This is a genomic window from Pseudoalteromonas sp. SK18 (genome assembly GCF_001974855.1).
GTDB lineage: Bacteria > Pseudomonadota > Gammaproteobacteria > Enterobacterales > Alteromonadaceae > Pseudoalteromonas.
The window spans coordinates 119,418-138,307 of record NZ_MTQB01000008.1 but is presented as its reverse complement, the minus strand read 5'-3'; the positions used below and the strand labels follow the sequence as shown (position 1 = coordinate 138,307).

The window sequence follows — 18,890 nt, the reverse complement described above, 5'->3', positions numbered from 1 at the left end:
ATCCTATAAAACATTTAATTGACGCGTGCCGTCGTTATCTAATTTACAAATATGGCAAAAACCTTGCTCGTTGATGTAGTTTTCCTCTAGCCACTGCGCGCATTGCTCTGCCGCTTCAAGCGTTTTACATACACTAAACAAGGTCGGCCCTGCGCCTGAAATACTCACAACTTCAGCACCCAGTGCTGGTAAGCTTGCTTTGGCATCACTAAAGCCGCTTATAAGTGGCGCACGGTATGGCTCTGCTATTTCGTCTTTCATAATGCTTAATGCATCATCAAAACGCTCTGTTAACAGTAAGCTACTAAACGCCGATAAACGCTGCGCAAACTCAACCCCCGCATGCATACTAAGCTCTTTTGGTAAAACAGAGCGCGCTTTTGCGGTATTGAGCGAAAAGCCTGGAAATGCGGCAACGTAATACCAGTTTTCATCGACAGGTAAAGCAATAGATTTATCAGGAATTAAATCACCCGTTAATTGTAAGCCACCAAGGTAACAAGGAGTGATATTGTCATAATGACGTCCACCGCTTACCAAACCCTCAAAATCGGCCATTAGCTCTATTAACTCAACTTGACTTAAATTGGTTTGAGCAAACTTATCCAGCGCTACAAATGCTGCCACAACAGAGCAAGCACTTGAGCCCAACCCAGAACCTATAGGCAGATTTTTTTTCAATTCTAATTTTACGGCTGGCATATTCGGCGCTACATGTTTACGAAAATGCACTAAACATTGATACGCTAAGTTTTCCTTCGCATCGCTTGGGAGCTTATGAGCGTATTCGCCACTACAAATAAACTCATCACTAGGCGCTTCACAAATAGTAACCACATCCCCCAGCAAGCTGCCATCAATTGGGGCTAACGCCGCACCGAGGGAGTCAAAACCAACCGTAAAGTTACCAATGGAGGCTGGCGCATAAACTTCAATCATAACCGACTCCTAGCGAGATAATGTTTTTAAGATGTCTGCAAATACGCCGGCAGCCGTTACTGCGGAGCCTGCACCATAACCACGGATAACGAACGGACGTGGTTGGTAGTATTGGCTTAAAATAGCCAGCGCATTTTCACCATCACGAATTACACTTAATGCGTGTGATGAATCTACCGCTTCAATACCTACTTTACAGTGTCCATTTTTAATTGTGCCTACATAGCGAAGTACTTTACCTTCACTCGCTGCACTTTGAATACGGTCGTTAAAGTCAGCATCCAGACTTGGTAGCTTTGTCATAAACTCATCAACATTGTCACCTTGGGCGAAGCCTTGTGGTAATACCGACTCCACTTCTATGTCACTAAGCTCCAATTTCATACCTGACTCGCGGGCAATAATGAGCAGTTTACGTGCAACGTCAGTCCCCGATAAGTCATCGCGAGGATCGGGTTCAGTAAAGCCACTTTCTTTCGCTTTAATTGTTGCTTCAGAGAGTGATAAACCATCTTCAAGGGCACCAAACATGTACGAAAGTGAGCCAGATAAAATACCACTAAATTCAAGTAATTCATCGCCAGCACCAAAGAGTGATTGCAAGTTATCAATTACAGGCAAACCCGCACCTACGTTAGTTTCGTATAAAAACTTACGGTTATTTTTATGCGTTGCTGCAATTAAGTCTTGGTAATAAGTATATGAACTAGTCGTCGCTTTTTTGTTAGCGGCCACAACGTGGAAACCCGCATTTAAAAAATCGACGTATTGCGAAGCCAAGGCATCTGATGAAGTACAATCAACTAGCACAGGGTTAACCAAGTGATTTTGCTTAACAAACTGTTCTACTAATTTTAAATCAAATGCTTGCTCTGATTGCGTTAGTTTTTGTTGCCAATCATCAAAAGCAATGCCTTCACCATCAAGGTGTAATTGACGAGAATTAGCCACACCGTATAGGTTTAATTTAATATTACGCTTTTCAAGCCATGCTTGTTGACGTTCAAGCTGGTTTATTAGCTCTTGACCGACTAAGCCACATCCCAATAAAAACACATCGATTGAAGGCACATGAGTGAAAAAGTTTTCATGACAGATTTTAACCGCGTCATTACACAACTCACCATCAATAACCGCAGAAATAGCGCTTTCAGTTGAATCTTGCGCTATGGCAACAATGTTTACTTGTGCTTGAGCAAGCGATGCAAAAAACTTAGCAGCTAAGCCTTTATGTGCGCGCATGTTATCGCCCACTAGCGTTACAATTGCTAAATTACGTTGCACATTTACCGGCTCAATTAAGCCTGCTTTTGACTCTAAGTCAAAGGCCACTTGCAACGCATTCAACGCTAGATTTAAATCACTTTCATGAACACAAAAACTGATGCTAAATTCACATGATGATTGAGTGATCAGGACGATTGACACGTTATCATGCGCTAATGCATTAAATACTTTCGATGCCATGCCCACTTTGCCCTTCATACCAGGGCCCGAAACGGTCAACATAGCTAAGTTTTGTAGGCTTGAGAGTGCTTTTACTGGTTCATCAGATACCGTATCGTTACTAATTAGTGAGCCTTGCGCATCTGGGTTATGAGTGTTTTTAATTTCGCATGGCACTCCAGCTTTTGCACAGGGTAGGATAGTTTTAGGGTGCAACACTTTAGCGCCAAAATAAGAAAGCTCCATCGCCTCTTTGTAAGATAGGAAATCAACCTTAGTGGCTTTTTTGATATAACGCGGATCGGCGCTGTATACACCATCAACGTCAGTCCATATTTGGCACACTTGCGCCTCTAAACACGCTGCAGCAATCGCCGCTGAATAATCAGAGCCATTTCGACCAAGTGTTGTGAGCTCACCTTTATCATTACTTGCAGTAAAGCCAGGCATAATGTAAACCGTTGCTGGCGACTCTTTTAGTACCGCTTGAAAGCGGGCTTTACTGGCGACTAAATCGGCTTCAGCGTCTATGTGTCCACCCGTTGAAACAATACAGTCTGTTGCTTGTAAATAATGCGCGTTATGATCGGCTAGTAGGCTTTGCATTAGCGATACGCTAACACGTTCACCAAAGCTAATAATAAAAGCCCTGATTTTATCTGGGCAACACTTAATTAGTGCAACCCCATCAAGCTTATTTTTCAATTCGTTAAAGTCCGGCCAGTTTTGAACTGTTCCTTGTCTTTCCTCTACAGCCGCTTTTAAAGCATTGCAGCGGGTAACAAGTGCATCCCACAACGGGTTGAAATCCTGCCCCTGCTCTGCAGCACTAGCCAACGCAACAAGCGAATCTGTCATACCGCCAGGCGCTGAAAGCACCAGTAACATTTCATCTTTTAATTGTGCCTTAGCTAGAGCAGCTACTTGCTCTAAGCAGGCAAAGTCAGCGAGCGATGAGCCGCCAAATTTTAAAACACGCATTTTTATGTTTCCTCATTCCATAAAACGAAAAAAGGCCTGTGTTCTAAGTGAACACAGGCCTTTAAATTTGTTGCACCGACCTATGCCACTATCCAGTAAGAATGGTGGTTGTAATAATAATGGTCGTTACAAGACTAAATGTTTTCATAAGCTTAAGACTGCCTCAACAAAGGCTATTCTGTCAACCCTAAATTAGAAGATAAAACAGTCTTTTTCATCATGAATTTTATTAATAAATGCCAAACTTATGCAAAACTTCGTTAAGTTGTGTTTTATTAATCGGTTTATGAATAAAATCAATTGCGCCAAGTTGCGCTACTCGCTCTCGCATTTTTTGTTGAATGTCAGCAGAAATTACCAATACATAAGATTCTATTTTATTTGCTTTAACTTGCTCAAGCACTGCAATGCCATCAACCTCAGGCATGGTTAAATCAAGACACACAAGATCAAACTGCCCATGATGCAATTGCTCCAAGGCCTCTTTACCGTTTGTAGCCTGTTGAATATCGGCATCAATGCACTCGTTTAAACAACGGATCACTTGCTTACGGGCAACGGTTGAGTCATCACAGACTAAAATAGAAAAACGCACCATAATGACTATTTAATTAAACTCATATAAAACACCTAAACCCACTTTAAAATTAATTTACTTGCTCAGTCAGTAAAAAGTCAAAAATATAACCAATATAAGTAGCGAGCAGGTTATTTACTATAGCTTTTATTAACGTTATCAATAAAATGCATGAGTGCACAATACAAATTAGCAAAATCCCCCTCCTAATTTACAAACAAACTAGCTAAACACACTACACTTGGATAGGAGTACAATTGTTAAGTTTACAGGGTAATGCTTATTTAAGAGCGCAAAATAACAATATAATAAAATATATGTTTATTTTTAATGATTTATTAACTAATGTTTATAAGCGTACACCAATAGATGAATAATTAAAGGAAATACAAGTCCCTCATGCCGCAAAAAAGTCTTTCAACAAAGTTACTCACACGGGTTTTATCAGTTTATTTTATACTGACTTTTGTGGTGACCTGCGGACAAATCTTCGCAGAGTATGTTAATACCAAAGATTACATACGCGATGAGCTCGGCACACTACAAAAAACATTTGGTAGAAGTCTAACCCGAGCAATTTGGGAGCTAAATATAAAGCAAACCACCACAACTGCAGAGGGGTTGCTTGATATTCCTATGGTTGAAGGGGTTATTATTCGTGATGATAATGGCGCTATTATTTCGCAACTAGGCCGAGCGTTAAACATTCACAACCTATACAGCCAGCAGCTTGTTCAAGAAGATGTGATTGTAGAAGACACCAAGGCTGGTTTATTTGGCTATACATTTCCGCTTATTTTTGAGTTTTCAGGCCGTGCCACCCAAGTGGGCGATGTGACTTTATTTTCTAGCCGGGACGTAATTTTCAGCCGCATTATGCTCTCTATTTACTTTTTAATTGGCAACGCCATGATTAAAACCACCTTTTTAATCATCTTATTTTTGATCGCATTTAGAAAGCTACTAACCGAGCCGCTCACACAACTCACTGAGCAAATTGAATACCTTGAATTAGAAGAGCTCGATGGCCAGCACGTTAAAGTCGTTACCGATGAAAATAACGAGCTAAAGGTAATGGAGCGCTCTTTTAACAATCTGATTTCTAAAGTTGTTGAGTATAAAAAAGAGTTAAAACAAACTCAGCATGACCTAATCGAAAGTAATCAAAAACTAGATCAACAAAATTTGCAGCTTGAACAAGATGTTGCGCGTAAAACATCAAACTTAAGCCAAGCAATGATCGATTTACAGCAACAAAAATATGAACTCGAGCGCCAAAAAGCGGTATTAACTGAAGAAGTTGACTTACGAAAGCAAACTGAGCAAGAACTGCTAAGTAAGCAAACTCAGCTACAGAACTCGCTCGATGAACTAAGCTTTGCGCAAGAGCAACTGGTTGGCTCAGAAAAAATGGCGGTATTAGGCGGTTTAGTAGCGGGTATCACTCATGAAATTAATACCCCTATTGGTATTGGCGTAACTGCTACTTCATTTTTGCAAGAGCGCTTAACTGAAATAGAAACCGCATTTAAGAATAAATCACTGTCTTCCTCTGCATTGGAAGGATTTATTAATGATGCAGCACAAAGCGCTCAACTACTCTCTCACAATTTAGAGCGTGCATCAGACTTGATCACTAGCTTTAAACAAATTGCAGTAGATCAAGCCAGTGAGGCGTTAAGAACCATTAACTTTAAGGATTACATCAATGAAGTTATACGTTCTTTACATCCACAGATTAAAAAAACATCCCATAGCATTCGCCTACATTGCCCGGATGATTTAATTATTAATTTACCAGCAGGGGTGATCAGCCAAATATTTACTAACTTAATTATGAATTCATTAGTGCATGGCTTTGAAAATATAAACAGCGGCCAAATTACCATAGATGTAAACACCGATGAAAACGACTTAGTTATTAATTACCAAGATAATGGTATCGGTTTGAAACCAGCTCAACTTAAGCGTTTATTTGACCCATTCTTTACCACAAAACGTGATGAAGGTGGCAGTGGCTTAGGTGCTCACATTATTTTTAACCTTGTAAAACAAACACTCAATGGCAAAATTGAAGTCAGTAGCGAACCTAACCAAGGATTACATTACCGAATTTCGTTCCCTAAAAACATGTCATCCCCCCTGCCACTTTTTAAACTCGACTAAGTAAAATCAGCCGTTTCTAGAAGCGGCTTTTATTGCTATGATTGCACAAATTTTTTAAATGGATCATTTCCCTATGTGGTTTAGTAACCTTATATGCTATCGCTTTAAACAAGACGTTTCGTACACTCAAGAAGACTTTGATAAGGCGTTAGAACAAGATCTATTTCGTCCCTGCACTGGCCAAGAGTTGGCAACATTTGGCTGGACAAAAGCATTTGGTAAGCATGGTGAAACGCTGTCTCACTTCTCACAAAAAAGTATTTTAGTGTGTGCCAAGCGTGAAGAGAAAGTGTTACCCGCGTCTGTAATAAATGAGCTTGTCGCTGAAAAAGTAGATCAGATTGAAGCCGAAGAAAATCGCCCTGTAAAGAAAAAAGAAAAAGATGAATTAAAAGAAAACATCTTACACACGCTACTGCCACAAGCATTTAAAAAGTCGAGCCTACAGTTTGCGTTCATAGACCAAGAAAATGGTTGGGTTGTAGTTAATAGTGCAAGCTTTAATAAAGCTGAAGAACTTTTGGCGTTATTACGTAAATCGTTAGGCACGTTACCGGTTGTTCCTGCGTTTGCTAACTATGATTTAGATGTATTTTTAACTGACTGGCTTACTAACTTTAGTACACCTGAGGGCTTTGCGATTGGCTCAGATGCTGAACTTGAAGAAGCGGATGACAGTGGTGCCCAAGTTAAGCTTAAAGGCCATGACTTATCGTGTGACGAAGTGAAATCGCACCTTGAAAGTGGTAAACGCGTGACTAAGCTTGCCCTTGATTGGCAAGAGCGCGTTAAGTTTATGCTACAAAACGATGGTTCAATTAAACGTTTAAGCTACAGTGAAACACTTAAAGAAGAAAATGCAGATATTCCAAAAGAAGATATGGCGGTTAAGCTAGACGCAGATTTCATTCTTGCATCTGAGGAAATAAAGCAGCTTCTTGAAGAGCTTACTCAAGGCTTAGGTGATGCCGACGATTTAGCGTAAAGCTTTATTAAATAGCATCACAAATAAAAAGCACGATACTAATCGTGCTTTTTATTATTCAAAATTTTAGCTAAACATTTCTTTTACGTCTTCAACCATGTGCAAGTATTCCCCACTCTCTAACATTTCTAAAGAAGGAATAATGCCTTTATCAATGTAGGTTTGTAGCGCCGCAGATTTATCTGATACTTGTAAAGTGCCTTCAAGGATTGCGCCGATACGAATAAAATCGATATAGCTAACCTCAGTCGAGCGATAGTTAACATCGGCCCAATGTTGTGCAACTTCTACAAACACATCTGGGAATTCCCATGCTTTCATAATTGAGCCGCCAATTTTACCGCTTAAGCGTTGAATTGCATGCGCTAAAAAGCTCGGATTAGCAAATACTTCAGGGTGTCGCTCAGCCTCAGTCAAAATTGGTAATACCCCAATATTATAAACCAATGAAGCTAAAGTAATGGCATCACGGTTAAGCGAGGTATGGGTATTTCTTTTTAAGTAAAATTCCATCAGTGAAATAGAATGCGAAGCAACATGCAGCGTTTTATGCCACGCTTTGCCCATATAGCCCTTTATTAGCTCATTGTTGGATACAAACAGCTGCTCCATTGCCATTGCCGTGGCTATATTTTTTATTTGTCTGAGCCCTATACGTGTCACCGCTTGATGTAAATTAGACACCTTTACAGCACGCCCCATAATGGCACTATTTGCTACTTTGATCATACGTGCAGACAATGCAGGGTCATGCGCTATTGCATCTGACATTTGCATCAAATTTACATCTGGGTTGTCAGCGGCTTGACGAACCTTAATCGCCACTTCAGGTAATGTAGGTAACACCAGTGTGTCGTTGTTAATTCTATCAACCAAAATAGTGAGTAAGGCATTTTCTGTAGACATAAATTATCCCTTTGCTTTATGACCTACTTCGCTTTACGGCAGGTCTTATATTATTAATTATTTCAATGCTAATGTAGTACTAAACATATACCCAAAGTAAAGAAACGTGTAGATAATTATTCAATTATTTACACCTCCTCCCCTGATTTATGCGCTCTAACGTCTAATACTTGCTATTTACTAGTGTGTTTTGCTTTAATGCGAACATGCTAAGGCAGATTAACACGCTTTCAGTACCTTAACTTACAGTACACCAGCTATAAAATTGACTTTTAAATAGGCAAAATAATGAACTTAAATAAAATTAGCCAAGCGATATTGCTCTCTGGCGCTGTTTTTCTTAGTGCCTGCTCAGAGCAAGCACCTTCTTCAAGCAACACAGCACAAAACTCTACGCCAGCGGCTTCAACAGCGCCTTCAGGCCCAACACTTGTTAATATTGACCGTCAACGCTTAGACATTTACACAGACTTTAGTTTACAAAGTGATTTATCGCACTTATCTGACAATCAAAAAGCCATGGTTGCTAAGCTTATTGATGCTTCAAAAATTATGGATGATTTATTCTGGAAGCAAGCATTTGGTAAAAATAAACAAGACTTTTTAGCACAATTAGATGATGAAAAAGTACGTCAGTTTGCCGATATTAACTACGGCCCATGGGATCGCTTAAACGGCGATGAAGTATTCTTATCAGGCTATAAAGAAAAGCCGCTTGGTGCAGGCTTTTACCCAGCAGACATCACCAAAGAAGAGCTTAATAACGCTGATGTAAAAGATAAAACAGGCCTTTACTCACTGATTAAGCGTGATGAATTAGGTAATTTATACAGCACACCTTATTCAGAAGAGTATGCAGTAGAGCTTGCTCAAGCTGCTGAGTTACTTCGAGAGGCTAGCAAACTAGCCGACGACAAAGAATTCGCCAACTACCTAAACTTACGAGCTGACGCAATCCAAAATGATGATTTTCAAGCCTCTGACTTTGCGTGGATGGATATGAAAAATAACCCTATCGATGTGGTTATTGGCCCGATTGAAAACTACGAAGATCAATTATTTGGTTACCGCGCAGCTTATGAATCATATGTTCTTATTAAAGATTTAAAATGGAGCGAGCGCCTAGCGAAATTTGCAGCCTTTTTACCTGAGCTGCAAAAAGGCTTACCTGTCGATAGTAAGTACAAGCAAGAAGTACCGGGCTCAGATGCTGATCTAAATGCCTACGATGTTGTGTACTATGCCGGGCATTCAAATGCAGGCAGTAAAACCATTGCGATTAACTTACCCAATGATGAACAAGTACAACTAGAAAAAGGCACACGTCGTTTACAGCTTAAAAACGCAATGCGTGCGAAGTTTGATAAAATTTTAGTGCCTATCTCAGAGCAGTTAATTGTACCTGAGCAACGCAAACACATTACCTTTGATGCATTCTTTGCTAACACCATGTTCCATGAAGTGGCTCACGGTTTAGGGATTAAAAACACCCTAACGGGTAAAGGTACTGTTCGCCAATCACTTCAAGAGCACGCTAGCGCTTTAGAAGAAGGCAAAGCCGATATTCTTGGTTTATACATGGTTGAACAGTTACTTAAAAAAGGTGAAATCACCGAAGGTACATTAGAAGATTACTACACCACTTTTATGGCGGGTATTTTCCGCTCAGTGCGCTTTGGTGCTTCAAGTGCGCATGGTAAAGCAAATATGATCCGCTTTAACTTTTTTGCTCAAGAAGGTGCCTTCTCTAAAAATGAAGACGGACTTTACAGCATCAACATGGATAAAATGGGCGATGCTATGGCAAAGTTATCACGCCTTATTTTAACCCTGCAAGGTGATGGTGATTACGAAAAAGTAGATCAACTTATTGCCACTCATGGCGATATTAAAGCGGAGCTTGCTAAAGATTTAGAAAAGTTAAGCAAAGCGAACATCCCTGTAGATGTGACCTTCAAACAAGGCAAAGATGTGCTTGGCCTTAATTAATATGAGCTAAATTAGTTCACATAAAAAAAGCGTTACACTGTAACGCTTTTTTATTGTCTGATTATTTATCACTCATCACTTTACGAACAACCGGCTCTAGGCTTGCCATTCCCCACTGCTTGCCTGTTTCAATTGCAGACTCAATATCAGCACCTTGCTGGTGGGCTGAAATAGCCATTAGCGCACCAACACGATTACTGCTCGCACAATGAACAACCACTGATTCACCTTTAAGTTCTTCTAAAAGGCTAGCTAATCGTTTTGCATTATCGATGTTAACATCTTGTGCACCTGCAATCTCAATTGCGTGGTAATTCATTCCTAAAGAGTTTACTAATGCCCCTTCATCCCAGTCTTGCTCATCTGCTGCACGTAAATTAATAACGTGCTTCACCTTAGCTTGCGATAGTTGCTTAAACTGCTCATCAGTCGGTTGCGCTGCTGAAAAAACCACGTTGTTATGCGCTGCAAAGTTTTTAATGTTGGCGTTATTTACCACATCTATAGCGACTGGCTGCTCACTCGCTATTACGGTTGAAACAGCAATAGCTGCCATAAATATACTGGCACAAAGTTGTTTTATTAATTTCATACTATCCCCTCAAAGTAACTCATTCTAATTTTAAAAATACGTTTTTAATTGCTCTATCTGCTCATTAGTATAAGGGATACTCGGAAACTTGCCCCATACAGGCGCAGGCCATGCAATATCTGTTTTGAAGCGCGCTATATGATGAATGTGTAATTGCGGCACCATATTACCTAGCGCGGCAACATTTAACTTATCAGGATTAAACACCTCAATTAATAGATGACTGAGCTTAGCCGACTCTTGTAAATAAGTAATTTGTTGCTGCTCGGTTAAATCTATTATCTCTTTTAAACCCGCTATTCTAGGAACTAATATGAACCATGGATATTGACTGTCATTCAATAACAATACTTTACACAATGGCCAATCAGCCAGCTCAATACAATCTTTTTGTAGCTCTGGGGCTAAGATAAAAGGGGTTTCACTCATGTTGATATCCTTAGTTATTTTACTACACACTTTATAGCATTTAGTTGCAGTTGCACACGCTTGTGCTTTACCATCGGGGATAATTTTATGTAAGTAAAGGCAATCCTGTGTTAAAAAAACTAAAACACCTCTCACTGGCAATCCCCCTGATGGCGGGCGCATTAAGCGTCCAAGCAAAGCCGCTAACGCTTGAGCGTATATTTGATGATCCTAGCTTAGCGGGAAAGTCTCCAGTACAACTTAAATTTTCTCCCGACGGCAGCCGTGTCACCTACTTACAAGGTAAAACAGATGACTATAACCGCTACGATTTATGGGAATATAATTTAAAAGACAATACCAATCGATTACTTGTTGATTCAGCGCAGTTATTTTCAGGCCCAGAAAACCTGTCAGATGAAGAAAAAGCACGCCGTGAACGCCAACGTATTTTTGGTAAAGGTATTCTTGAATATAAATGGTCAAAAGATGGTAAAGCACTGCTATTTCCTCTAAATGGCGACCTTTATTATTTCGACTTAAACACAAAAAATAGTAAAAAACTGACTAACACTGAAGCATTTGAAACCGATGCGCGCTTTTCTCCAAAAGGGAATTTTGTATCGTTTATTCGTGAGCAAAACCTCTACGCACTAGAACTGGCATCTGGCAAAGAAATTCAGTTAAGTAAAGATGGCGGTGGCGTTATTAAAAATGGCATGGCCGAATTTGTGGCGCAAGAAGAAATGAGTCGCATGACCGGTTATTGGTGGGCAAATGATGAATCTAAAATCGCCTTTACTCGCGTTGATGAAAGCCCTGTTCAGGAAGCGATTCGTAACGAAATTTATGCAGATGAAGTAAAGCTATTTAATCAGCGCTACCCATTTACTGGCACCAACAATGTTGAAATTCAACTTGGTGTTGTGAAACTTAATGACCAAGCTGTTGACTGGATTGATTTAGGTAAAGATAAAGACATTTATATCGCACGTGCTAAATGGCTAAACGACAGTAACACCCTGTCTTACCAGTGGCAAAATCGCTCTCAGCACAATTTAGAGTTACGCTTTTACAACAGTAAAACAAAACAGCAAACCGTCGCATTAACTGAAAAAAGCGATACCTGGATAAACCTACATTTTGACCTTGAGTTCTTAAAAGACAAAAAGCATTTTGTGTGGGCTTCAGAGCGTGATGGCTTTAAGCACCTTTATTTGTATCGAAATAATGGCCAACTTATTCGTCAAATAACCGCTGGTGACTGGGTTGTTGATAGCTTAAAAGGGGTAGATGAAAAAAATGGTATGGTTTACTTTGCAGCGCGTAAAGATACTGCGCTAGAGAGCCATTTATACAGCGCGCCTTTATTTAAAAAAGGAGCAATTAAACGTATTACTGAAAAAGGCCAATATCACAATGTCGTACTGGCAAAAGATAATAAAACCTTTATTGATACCAGCTCATCGGTCAACAAACCAAATTCAGCAGCACTACGCAAAATTAATGGTGAATTTATTACGTGGCTTGAAGAAAACAAACTAGATGACTCACATCCACTCACTCCCTTTTTGACTGATTTAGCACAGCCTGAGTACGGCACCATTACCGCTGAAGACGGCCAAGTTATGCATTACCGTTTATTTAAACCAGCAAACATGGCTAAAGGTAAAAAGCATCCGGTTATTGTTAACGTGTACGGCGGCCCTCATGCTCAACGAGTCACTAATAGCTGGCGTAGTAAAAACTTATATTTTCAATATATGGCGCAACAAGGTTATGTTATTTTTCAACTAGATAACCGTGGCTCTTACAATCGTGGTAAAAAGTTTGAAGATGCAATATATAAAAAGTTAGGTGTTGTTGAAGTAGCTGATCAGATTAAAGGCGTTGAGTTTTTACGTACCCTTGACTACGTAGACCCTGCACGCATTGGTATATACGGCCACAGCTATGGTGGTTATATGGCGCTAATGACCATGTTTAAAGCAGGCGACTACTTTAGTGCTGGTGTTTCAGGCGCACCTGTAACTGACTGGGCCTTGTACGACACTCACTACACCGAGCGCTATTTGGGTCACCCTGATACGAATGCACAAGGTTATACCGACAGTGCTGTTTTCCCATATGCTGAAGGCTTAAAAGGCCCACTCATGATTTACCATGGTATGGCCGATGACAACGTGTTGTTTACCCATGCAACTAAATTGTTTAAACAGCTGCAAGATAACAATCAACAGTTTGAAATGATGACTTACCCAGGCTCAAAGCATAGCCTTCGCGGTAAACAAGTGCAGACTCACTTACATCAAACTATTACTAACTTCTTTAACCGTAACTTTAATACAAACTAACTAGAGTTAGGTTAATCATTCGACTAAAGGCTGATACAAGTATCAGCCTTTTTTTATGCTAATAAGATATATTAAAACGTCAACACACAATAATTAAATCCATCTTAAGCACGGGTAACTAAAAGTCTAAGCTTCAGCGTCCAACTTTTATTGTATTTAAACTAACCGCTAAAACGAAATATAAGAAATATAAGAAATATAAGAAATATTAGAAATATTAGAAATATAAGAAATACAATATTATGAAAATAAAGCTCTCTTAGCCTATATTTTAACTATGCTTATTGAAGAAAAATAATGCTCTGATACAGGAACATATTTATGCCAAACCTCCGTCGTTTTACTATATTTCAACGTCTAGCCATTTTAGTAGGGATTGTAATATTGGGTTTAATTGTATTGAGTATTTCGAGTTTGAGTAATCAATACCAAGCGCTCAAAAAAGAGCAATACCTTAAAACTAAAAATGTGGTAGAAACTGCATATAGCACTATTAAGCACTATGCAGCTCTTGAACAAAACCAAACACTCACTCGCCAACAGGCACAATCTCAAGCAATCGCCTCAATCCGCTCATTGCGCTACGATGATACGAACTATTTTTGGATAAACGATTATCAGCCTGCCATGGTAATGCACCCAATTAAACCAGCTCTTGAGGGAAAAGATTTAACTAATAACAAAGACCCTGATGGAACCCCGCTATTTGTTGAGATGGTTAGCGTTGTTAAAAAATCCGGCGAAGGTTATGTGCCTTATAAATGGCCAAAACCAGGTAACGACAACCCCGTAGACAAAATTGCGTTTGTGAAAGGTTTTGATCAATGGCAATGGATAATCGGCTCAGGCGTGTACCTTGATACTATAGACAGTGCCTTTTCGCAGCAGCGCACTATTATCATTATTAATGTAGTTATTATGATTATTGTGGTGGTGTTATTTAGTTACTTTATTGGTCGTAGTATTTTAACCCCTACCCGTTTAGCCGCCCAGATGATGAAAGACATCTCTCAAGGTGAGGGAGATTTAACCCGTACTCTGAACGAAAATGGTAATGATGAAATATCTCAACTTTCGCAATCATTTAACTTATTTGTCTCTAAAATTAGAGAGTCTTTAGTACTGGTAGCCAAAAGTGCAAACGATGTAAACGACCATGCTCATACCGTCGATGACTCGAGTAAAACCAGCCAATCATTTATCGAGTTACAAAACGACAGCTCAACTCAAGTGGCTGCAGCTATGGAGCAAATGACCCATCAAATTCATGATGTTAGCCGTAATGCCGAAGCCGCCGAACAAGCCGCAAATGAAGCGGCAAGTAATGCATCAAGTGGTAAAAGCGTGGTGTCGAAAACAATTACAGCTATTGAAGCCCTTTCTACTAACATAGAAACCGTAAGTAAAGTTACCGCTGATCTTGCTCAAGAAAGTAATAACATAGGCTCGGTACTTGATGTAATTCGCAGTATTGCAGAACAAACTAATCTACTGGCGTTAAATGCTGCAATTGAAGCAGCGCGAGCAGGTGAGCATGGTAGAGGCTTTGCCGTTGTAGCCGATGAAGTGAGAACGCTGGCCAGCCGAACAGGTAAAAGTACCGATGAAATTCAAGCCATGATAGCTAAACTGCAAGAAGGCGCTAAAGCTGCGGTTGAAGCGGTAAAATCTAGCCAAGAAATTTCTATCTCAACCGTTGAGCAAGCTTCTGCTGCCAATACCTCGCTTGATGAAATAGACAGATTGGTATCGGTGATCACCGATATGAACGGCCAAATTGCAAGAGCAACAGAGCAGCAAACATCGGCCGCAGATGAGGTGAATTTGAGAATTAACGACCTCTCGCAATCAACTGAGCAATCACTGGGTAACACCAATGATTTAACCCGTGCTAGCGACAAACTGAAACAAAGTAGTGTTGAGTTATCAAGCGTGGTATCGCGCTTTAAGCTTAGTTAACTCAATTAAAAAGCCCTGATTTTCAGGGCTTTTTAGACATATTTATATAGAGAATTATAAACAGTAGTGGGCAAATAAACTGCTTACTGATGCTGCCGTTGGTTTGCCATGTTGCCAGTCACCGCCTTCAACGCCACTACCTGCAATATCCATATGCACATAAGGAAGTGGTAAAGTAGACTCATTACCATGCTTATCTAACCCGCCTACAACAGCTAAAAATGCCATAGGAAATTGGTGTCCGCGTGCTGTAACAGCAGAAGCTGCATTATTACTAGAGAGTACGTCATCGGCTAAAGTACGTGGCTTTATAAAGTCATAATCTTCACGACGTGAACGGGATACTTCTGCACCGTCAGCCCATAAATCACCACAATCAGCTAATTGACGTGAAATATTAGCACTACGTGCTGGCCCATTTTCTACATAAGCACCATATGGCCCCATCGCGCGTGCAGCATGCCCTGTTAAAGTAGCCACAGTAAACAGCGTTGGGTTTATTTCGTTTTTAGCCAAATCTTTCATTTCGCTAAGTAAATCCCCCATCGCTAGACGCCCTTCGGCATCAGTGTTACCAATGCGCACTCGTACACCTTCACGGCTGGTAATGATTTCATCAGGAACAAAACAATCTGAACCAATTGAGTTACGTACCACCGCTAAAAAGGCAATCACTTTGACGCCTTTAGGCTGGTAATCAGCAACTGCTTTCATAAATCCAGCAACAGAAGCCGCACCGCCTTTATCACGGCTCATGCCCGCCATATAGCCGCCCACTTTCAAATCTGCACCACCTGTGTCATAAACTAAGCCTTTACCAACAAACATCAGTGTGCGTGTTACTTCACCCTCTGGTACATATTCAAGTTTAACAACGCGTGGATGATGACGCTCTACCGCATAAGACGCACGAGCAACAGTGCTTAGCATCGGATAGTGCTTATCAATAGCAGCTAAATCGTCAATTACATCAACGCTCACTGCGCTATTGTTAAATAGCTCACTACAGTAATCAGCAAAGCGTGGTGGTGCCATACGCTCAGGCTCAGTACCACATAAATCACGTGCAGCATATTGACCAGCGGCTAACGCATTGACTGCTTTAATCGTTTGTTCATTGGCATCAATTAAACCGATTTGAGTAATGGGTTCAATACCTTGACCATGAAATTCACGCGCTTCCAAAGGCTGCCATAATGCTTGGCATGCGCCTAAATAGGCCACTTCTAGAGCATGTTGATAACGACTATCGATATTTAAAGCGGGTAAGTAAATTGCGGGGCTTACACTGCCCGACGCTTTTGCTTCATTGATGGCTAATTTAGCCGCATCAAAATAACGACGTACATCGTCATAGTCTCTATTTAAAGGGCCAGTTGGTGCTAATACCACACGTTTACCGGCAATAACTAATAAGGTAACTTGATTGCCTATACGTGAGTCTACTTGGGCTTGATTTAAAATTGCATCACGCAGAGGCGTATTTGGTAAATGAGAAAAGTCATCACTGATAATAATAAGTGCATCGTGTGATGTACAATCTAGGCTTGCACTTACTGGCTGAGCCAGCACTGCTTTTGGATATGCCATAAAAAAAAGATCCTGTTAGAAAACGTAGTCCCTATTATTATTTATTTAGCAATTTATAACCAGTGAACTGCGATATTCTGCATATTTACTGGCAACTTGGTGTTACAAGTTTTACACATCAAGAATACTGAGCTGTAAATTATGCTCTGGTTGATTTTTAATACCAACACCAATTCCTAATAAGCGCACGGGTTGCTGTAATCCACGTTGATAGGCTTTGGCGAGTAACTCTTTAAAAATAGCCGTGTTTAATTGATGATTCGCTTGATCTGCTGAGGTCACAACAAAATTAGCAAATTTAACTTTAACACTTAACTTATTAATTTTATTTTGCAACTGCTGCTTATTTAGCCTAACAGTGAGCTCATCTAACAGTTGCGGTAATTGTTCAAGGCACTCATCAAGGCTGTTTTTGTTGTATTCATAAGTATGCTCCACGCTCAATGACTTACGAACCCGCTCAGTTGAAACCCGCCCTATATGCTCCCCCATACATTTTTGATATAACGATACACCAAAATTCCCCACATGTTGCTGCATCCAATTAGCACCTTTTTCTCGGACATCTTGGCCCGTGTATAATCCTTTTAAATTAAGCTTCTCCAAGGTTACTTTACCCACGCCTGGAATTTTACCTAGTGGTAATTGGGCTAAAAACGAGTCAACTTGCTCAGGCAATACCACAAATTGGCCATTGGGCTTATTTTCATCACTAGCAATTTTGGCTATAAATTTAATTGGCGCAATCCCCGCAGAGGCGGTCAGCCCAGTGGTATTAAAAATATCAGCGCGGATCTGCTCAGCAATTAACGTTGCACTGCCTTTAAATGCAGTACTGTCGGTCACATCCAGGTATGCTTCATCAAGTGAAAGAGGTTCTACTAGGTCTGTATAGCGGTTAAATATAGTGCGAATTTGGGTTGATACTTGTTTATAAACAGCCATTCTTCCGGGCACAATAACTAAATCGGGGCAAAGCTGTTTGGCATGATAGTTAGACATAGCAGAGCGCACACCATATTCTCTGGCAATGTAATTAGCGGTAGAGAGCACTCCTCGGCGACTATTACCGCCAATGGCCAGCGGTACGCTTGCAAGCTTAGGGTTGTCGCGCATTTCAACGGCTGCATAGAAGCAGTCCATGTCTATATGAATAAACTTTTTCATCACACAATAACAACTGTTTATTTATACAGCCATTATTGTGGAATCGCTATTAATTAGCAAGCATGTTGTTATCTAAAAAGAGCGCCTATTTTTTTTGGGCTTATTAAAGCAATACATCCAAAATAGTACTTCTAAACAGAAGCCTAATAAAATCAAAATAATTGCTCCTGCCTCATTACCCATAGCGTAACAAGTGAACGAAGCTATAAAAACAGTGCATGCCAATAACCAATTAATTATATTCTGCATAGTTCTCTCCTTGTGTGTTAATAGTTACTATAGTCATGAATTCAAAGAGGTACAATTTAACTCTCGAATTTTTTGCCCGCTATAATTCCCTTGAGCTCATCCGACCATGTTGCTAATCTAAATACTTTAAAACTAAGAGCTATAAATACATGGAAACGTTTAAACAACAACATCCTATTCATACCGATATTACTGTAGCGTGGGGCGATATGGATGCCCTACAGCATGTTAATAACTGTGTTTACCTTCGTTATTTTGAAATAGCCAGAATCGATTTTTTAAATAAATTAAATTTATTTGATACTATCAATGCTAAAGCCACAGGCCCTGTGATCAGTGAAAATAATATTCGTTACAAACGCCCTGTGACGTTTCCTGACACATTAAGCGTAGGTATTACTATTAGTGATATAAAATCTGACCGGTTTGTAATGAATTACAGTGTATTTAGTCATGCGCAAAATGCAATAACCACTACCGGCATGTCGAAAGTGGTGATGTTTGACTTTAAAACAGGGCAAAAAGCGACGATAACAGAACCTTTGTTATCGGCTTTAAAAGCAAACTCTGAAAACGAATAAT

General features: G+C 40.1%; 14 protein-coding genes. 6 read left to right on the top strand and 8 right to left on the bottom strand.

Annotation, left to right across the window (positions count from 1 at the left end):
* Positions 1-3 precede the first annotated feature (3 nt).
* The 3 genes from thrB to BW139_RS08310 form a co-directional block, all read right to left on the bottom strand.
* Entirely contained in the window at positions 4-939 is a 936-nt protein-coding gene (thrB, locus tag BW139_RS08320) for a homoserine kinase (protein WP_076919338.1), read from the bottom strand.
* 9 nt (positions 940-948) lie between these two features.
* Positions 949-3,366, bottom strand: a complete 2,418-nt coding sequence (gene thrA / locus BW139_RS08315; protein WP_076919337.1) for a bifunctional aspartate kinase/homoserine dehydrogenase I — start codon at positions 3,364-3,366, stop codon at positions 949-951.
* 229 nt (positions 3,367-3,595) lie between these two features.
* Positions 3,596-3,964: a response regulator gene (locus tag BW139_RS08310; protein ID WP_008112003.1), complete on the bottom strand. Its 369-nt coding sequence runs from the start codon at positions 3,962-3,964 to the stop codon at positions 3,596-3,598.
* A 378-nt stretch (positions 3,965-4,342) separates the two neighbouring features.
* Between BW139_RS08310 and BW139_RS08305 the strand changes: the two genes are divergently transcribed.
* Both BW139_RS08305 and rdgC read left to right on the top strand, forming a co-directional pair.
* Positions 4,343-6,109, top strand: coding sequence for a sensor histidine kinase (locus BW139_RS08305; protein WP_008111996.1), 1,767 nt, complete (start codon positions 4,343-4,345; stop codon positions 6,107-6,109).
* 73 nt (positions 6,110-6,182) lie between these two features.
* Positions 6,183-7,094 (top strand): recombination-associated protein RdgC, encoded by a 912-nt coding sequence (gene rdgC / locus BW139_RS08300; RefSeq protein WP_008111993.1) that lies wholly within the window; start codon positions 6,183-6,185, stop codon positions 7,092-7,094.
* Positions 7,095-7,160: 66 nt separating this feature from the next.
* On the opposite strand, the gene BW139_RS08295 is transcribed toward rdgC, so the two are convergent.
* On the bottom strand, positions 7,161-8,000 hold the full coding sequence (locus BW139_RS08295) for an HDOD domain-containing protein (RefSeq protein ID WP_076919336.1): 840 nt from the start codon (positions 7,998-8,000) through the stop codon (positions 7,161-7,163).
* Between the two features lie 288 nt (positions 8,001-8,288).
* Here BW139_RS08295 and BW139_RS08290 point away from each other — a divergent pair, with 288 nt between their 5' ends.
* On the top strand, positions 8,289-9,989 hold the full coding sequence (locus BW139_RS08290) for a dipeptidyl-peptidase 3 family protein (protein ID WP_076919335.1): 1,701 nt from the start codon (positions 8,289-8,291) through the stop codon (positions 9,987-9,989).
* Positions 9,990-10,050: 61 nt separating this feature from the next.
* On the opposite strand, the gene BW139_RS08285 is transcribed toward BW139_RS08290, so the two are convergent.
* Positions 10,051-10,581, bottom strand: a complete 531-nt coding sequence (locus BW139_RS08285) for a hypothetical protein (RefSeq protein WP_008111989.1) — start codon at positions 10,579-10,581, stop codon at positions 10,051-10,053.
* A 30-nt stretch (positions 10,582-10,611) separates the two neighbouring features.
* Complete coding sequence (locus BW139_RS08280; RefSeq protein WP_076919334.1) at positions 10,612-11,010, bottom strand: HIT domain-containing protein; 399 nt, start codon at positions 11,008-11,010, stop codon at positions 10,612-10,614.
* A 107-nt stretch (positions 11,011-11,117) separates the two neighbouring features.
* On the opposite strand from BW139_RS08280, the gene BW139_RS08275 reads away from it, so the two are divergent.
* Both BW139_RS08275 and BW139_RS08270 read left to right on the top strand, forming a co-directional pair.
* Positions 11,118-13,343 carry a S9 family peptidase gene (locus tag BW139_RS08275; protein ID WP_008111987.1) on the top strand — a complete coding sequence of 742 codons (2,226 nt, stop codon included), beginning with the start codon at positions 11,118-11,120 and terminating at the stop codon, positions 13,341-13,343.
* Between the two features lie 321 nt (positions 13,344-13,664).
* Positions 13,665-15,302 carry a methyl-accepting chemotaxis protein gene (locus BW139_RS08270; RefSeq protein WP_076919333.1) on the top strand — a complete coding sequence of 546 codons (1,638 nt, stop codon included), beginning with the start codon at positions 13,665-13,667 and terminating at the stop codon, positions 15,300-15,302.
* Between the two features lie 54 nt (positions 15,303-15,356).
* On the opposite strand, the gene BW139_RS08265 is transcribed toward BW139_RS08270, so the two are convergent.
* Together BW139_RS08265 and dinB are read right to left on the bottom strand one after the other, a co-directional pair.
* A complete protein-coding gene (locus tag BW139_RS08265) occupies positions 15,357-16,892 on the bottom strand; it encodes a leucyl aminopeptidase family protein (RefSeq protein ID WP_076919332.1) in 1,536 nt (511 codons plus the stop codon).
* Between the two features lie 111 nt (positions 16,893-17,003).
* The gene (gene dinB / locus BW139_RS08260) at positions 17,004-18,059 is read right to left on the bottom strand and encodes a DNA polymerase IV (protein WP_076919331.1); all 1,056 of its coding nucleotides are present in this window, start codon (positions 18,057-18,059) and stop codon (positions 17,004-17,006) included.
* Positions 18,060-18,457: 398 nt separating this feature from the next.
* On the opposite strand from dinB, the gene BW139_RS08255 reads away from it, so the two are divergent.
* Positions 18,458-18,889 (top strand): thioesterase family protein, encoded by a 432-nt coding sequence (locus BW139_RS08255; protein ID WP_008111983.1) that lies wholly within the window; start codon positions 18,458-18,460, stop codon positions 18,887-18,889.
* The last annotated feature ends 1 nt before the right edge of the window (position 18,890 follow it).

What these genes read in the sequence shown, in the direction of transcription:
- thrB (WP_076919338.1), bottom strand. Translation starts at nt 939, where the DNA reads ATGATTGAAGTTTATGCGCCAGCCTCCATTGGTAACTTTACGGTTGGT.
- thrA (WP_076919337.1), bottom strand. Translation starts at nt 3,366, where the DNA reads ATGCGTGTTTTAAAATTTGGCGGCTCATCGCTCGCTGACTTTGCCTGC.
- BW139_RS08310 (WP_008112003.1), bottom strand. Translation starts at nt 3,964, where the DNA reads ATGGTGCGTTTTTCTATTTTAGTCTGTGATGACTCAACCGTTGCCCGT.
- BW139_RS08305 (WP_008111996.1), top strand. Translation starts at nt 4,343, where the DNA reads ATGCCGCAAAAAAGTCTTTCAACAAAGTTACTCACACGGGTTTTATCA.
- rdgC (WP_008111993.1), top strand. Translation starts at nt 6,183, where the DNA reads ATGTGGTTTAGTAACCTTATATGCTATCGCTTTAAACAAGACGTTTCG.
- BW139_RS08295 (WP_076919336.1), bottom strand. Translation starts at nt 8,000, where the DNA reads ATGTCTACAGAAAATGCCTTACTCACTATTTTGGTTGATAGAATTAAC.
- BW139_RS08290 (WP_076919335.1), top strand. Translation starts at nt 8,289, where the DNA reads ATGAACTTAAATAAAATTAGCCAAGCGATATTGCTCTCTGGCGCTGTT.
- BW139_RS08285 (WP_008111989.1), bottom strand. Translation starts at nt 10,581, where the DNA reads ATGAAATTAATAAAACAACTTTGTGCCAGTATATTTATGGCAGCTATT.
- BW139_RS08280 (WP_076919334.1), bottom strand. Translation starts at nt 11,010, where the DNA reads ATGAGTGAAACCCCTTTTATCTTAGCCCCAGAGCTACAAAAAGATTGT.
- BW139_RS08270 (WP_076919333.1), top strand. Translation starts at nt 13,665, where the DNA reads ATGCCAAACCTCCGTCGTTTTACTATATTTCAACGTCTAGCCATTTTA.
- BW139_RS08265 (WP_076919332.1), bottom strand. Translation starts at nt 16,892, where the DNA reads ATGGCATATCCAAAAGCAGTGCTGGCTCAGCCAGTAAGTGCAAGCCTA.
- dinB (WP_076919331.1), bottom strand. Translation starts at nt 18,059, where the DNA reads ATGAAAAAGTTTATTCATATAGACATGGACTGCTTCTATGCAGCCGTT.
- BW139_RS08255 (WP_008111983.1), top strand. Translation starts at nt 18,458, where the DNA reads ATGGAAACGTTTAAACAACAACATCCTATTCATACCGATATTACTGTA.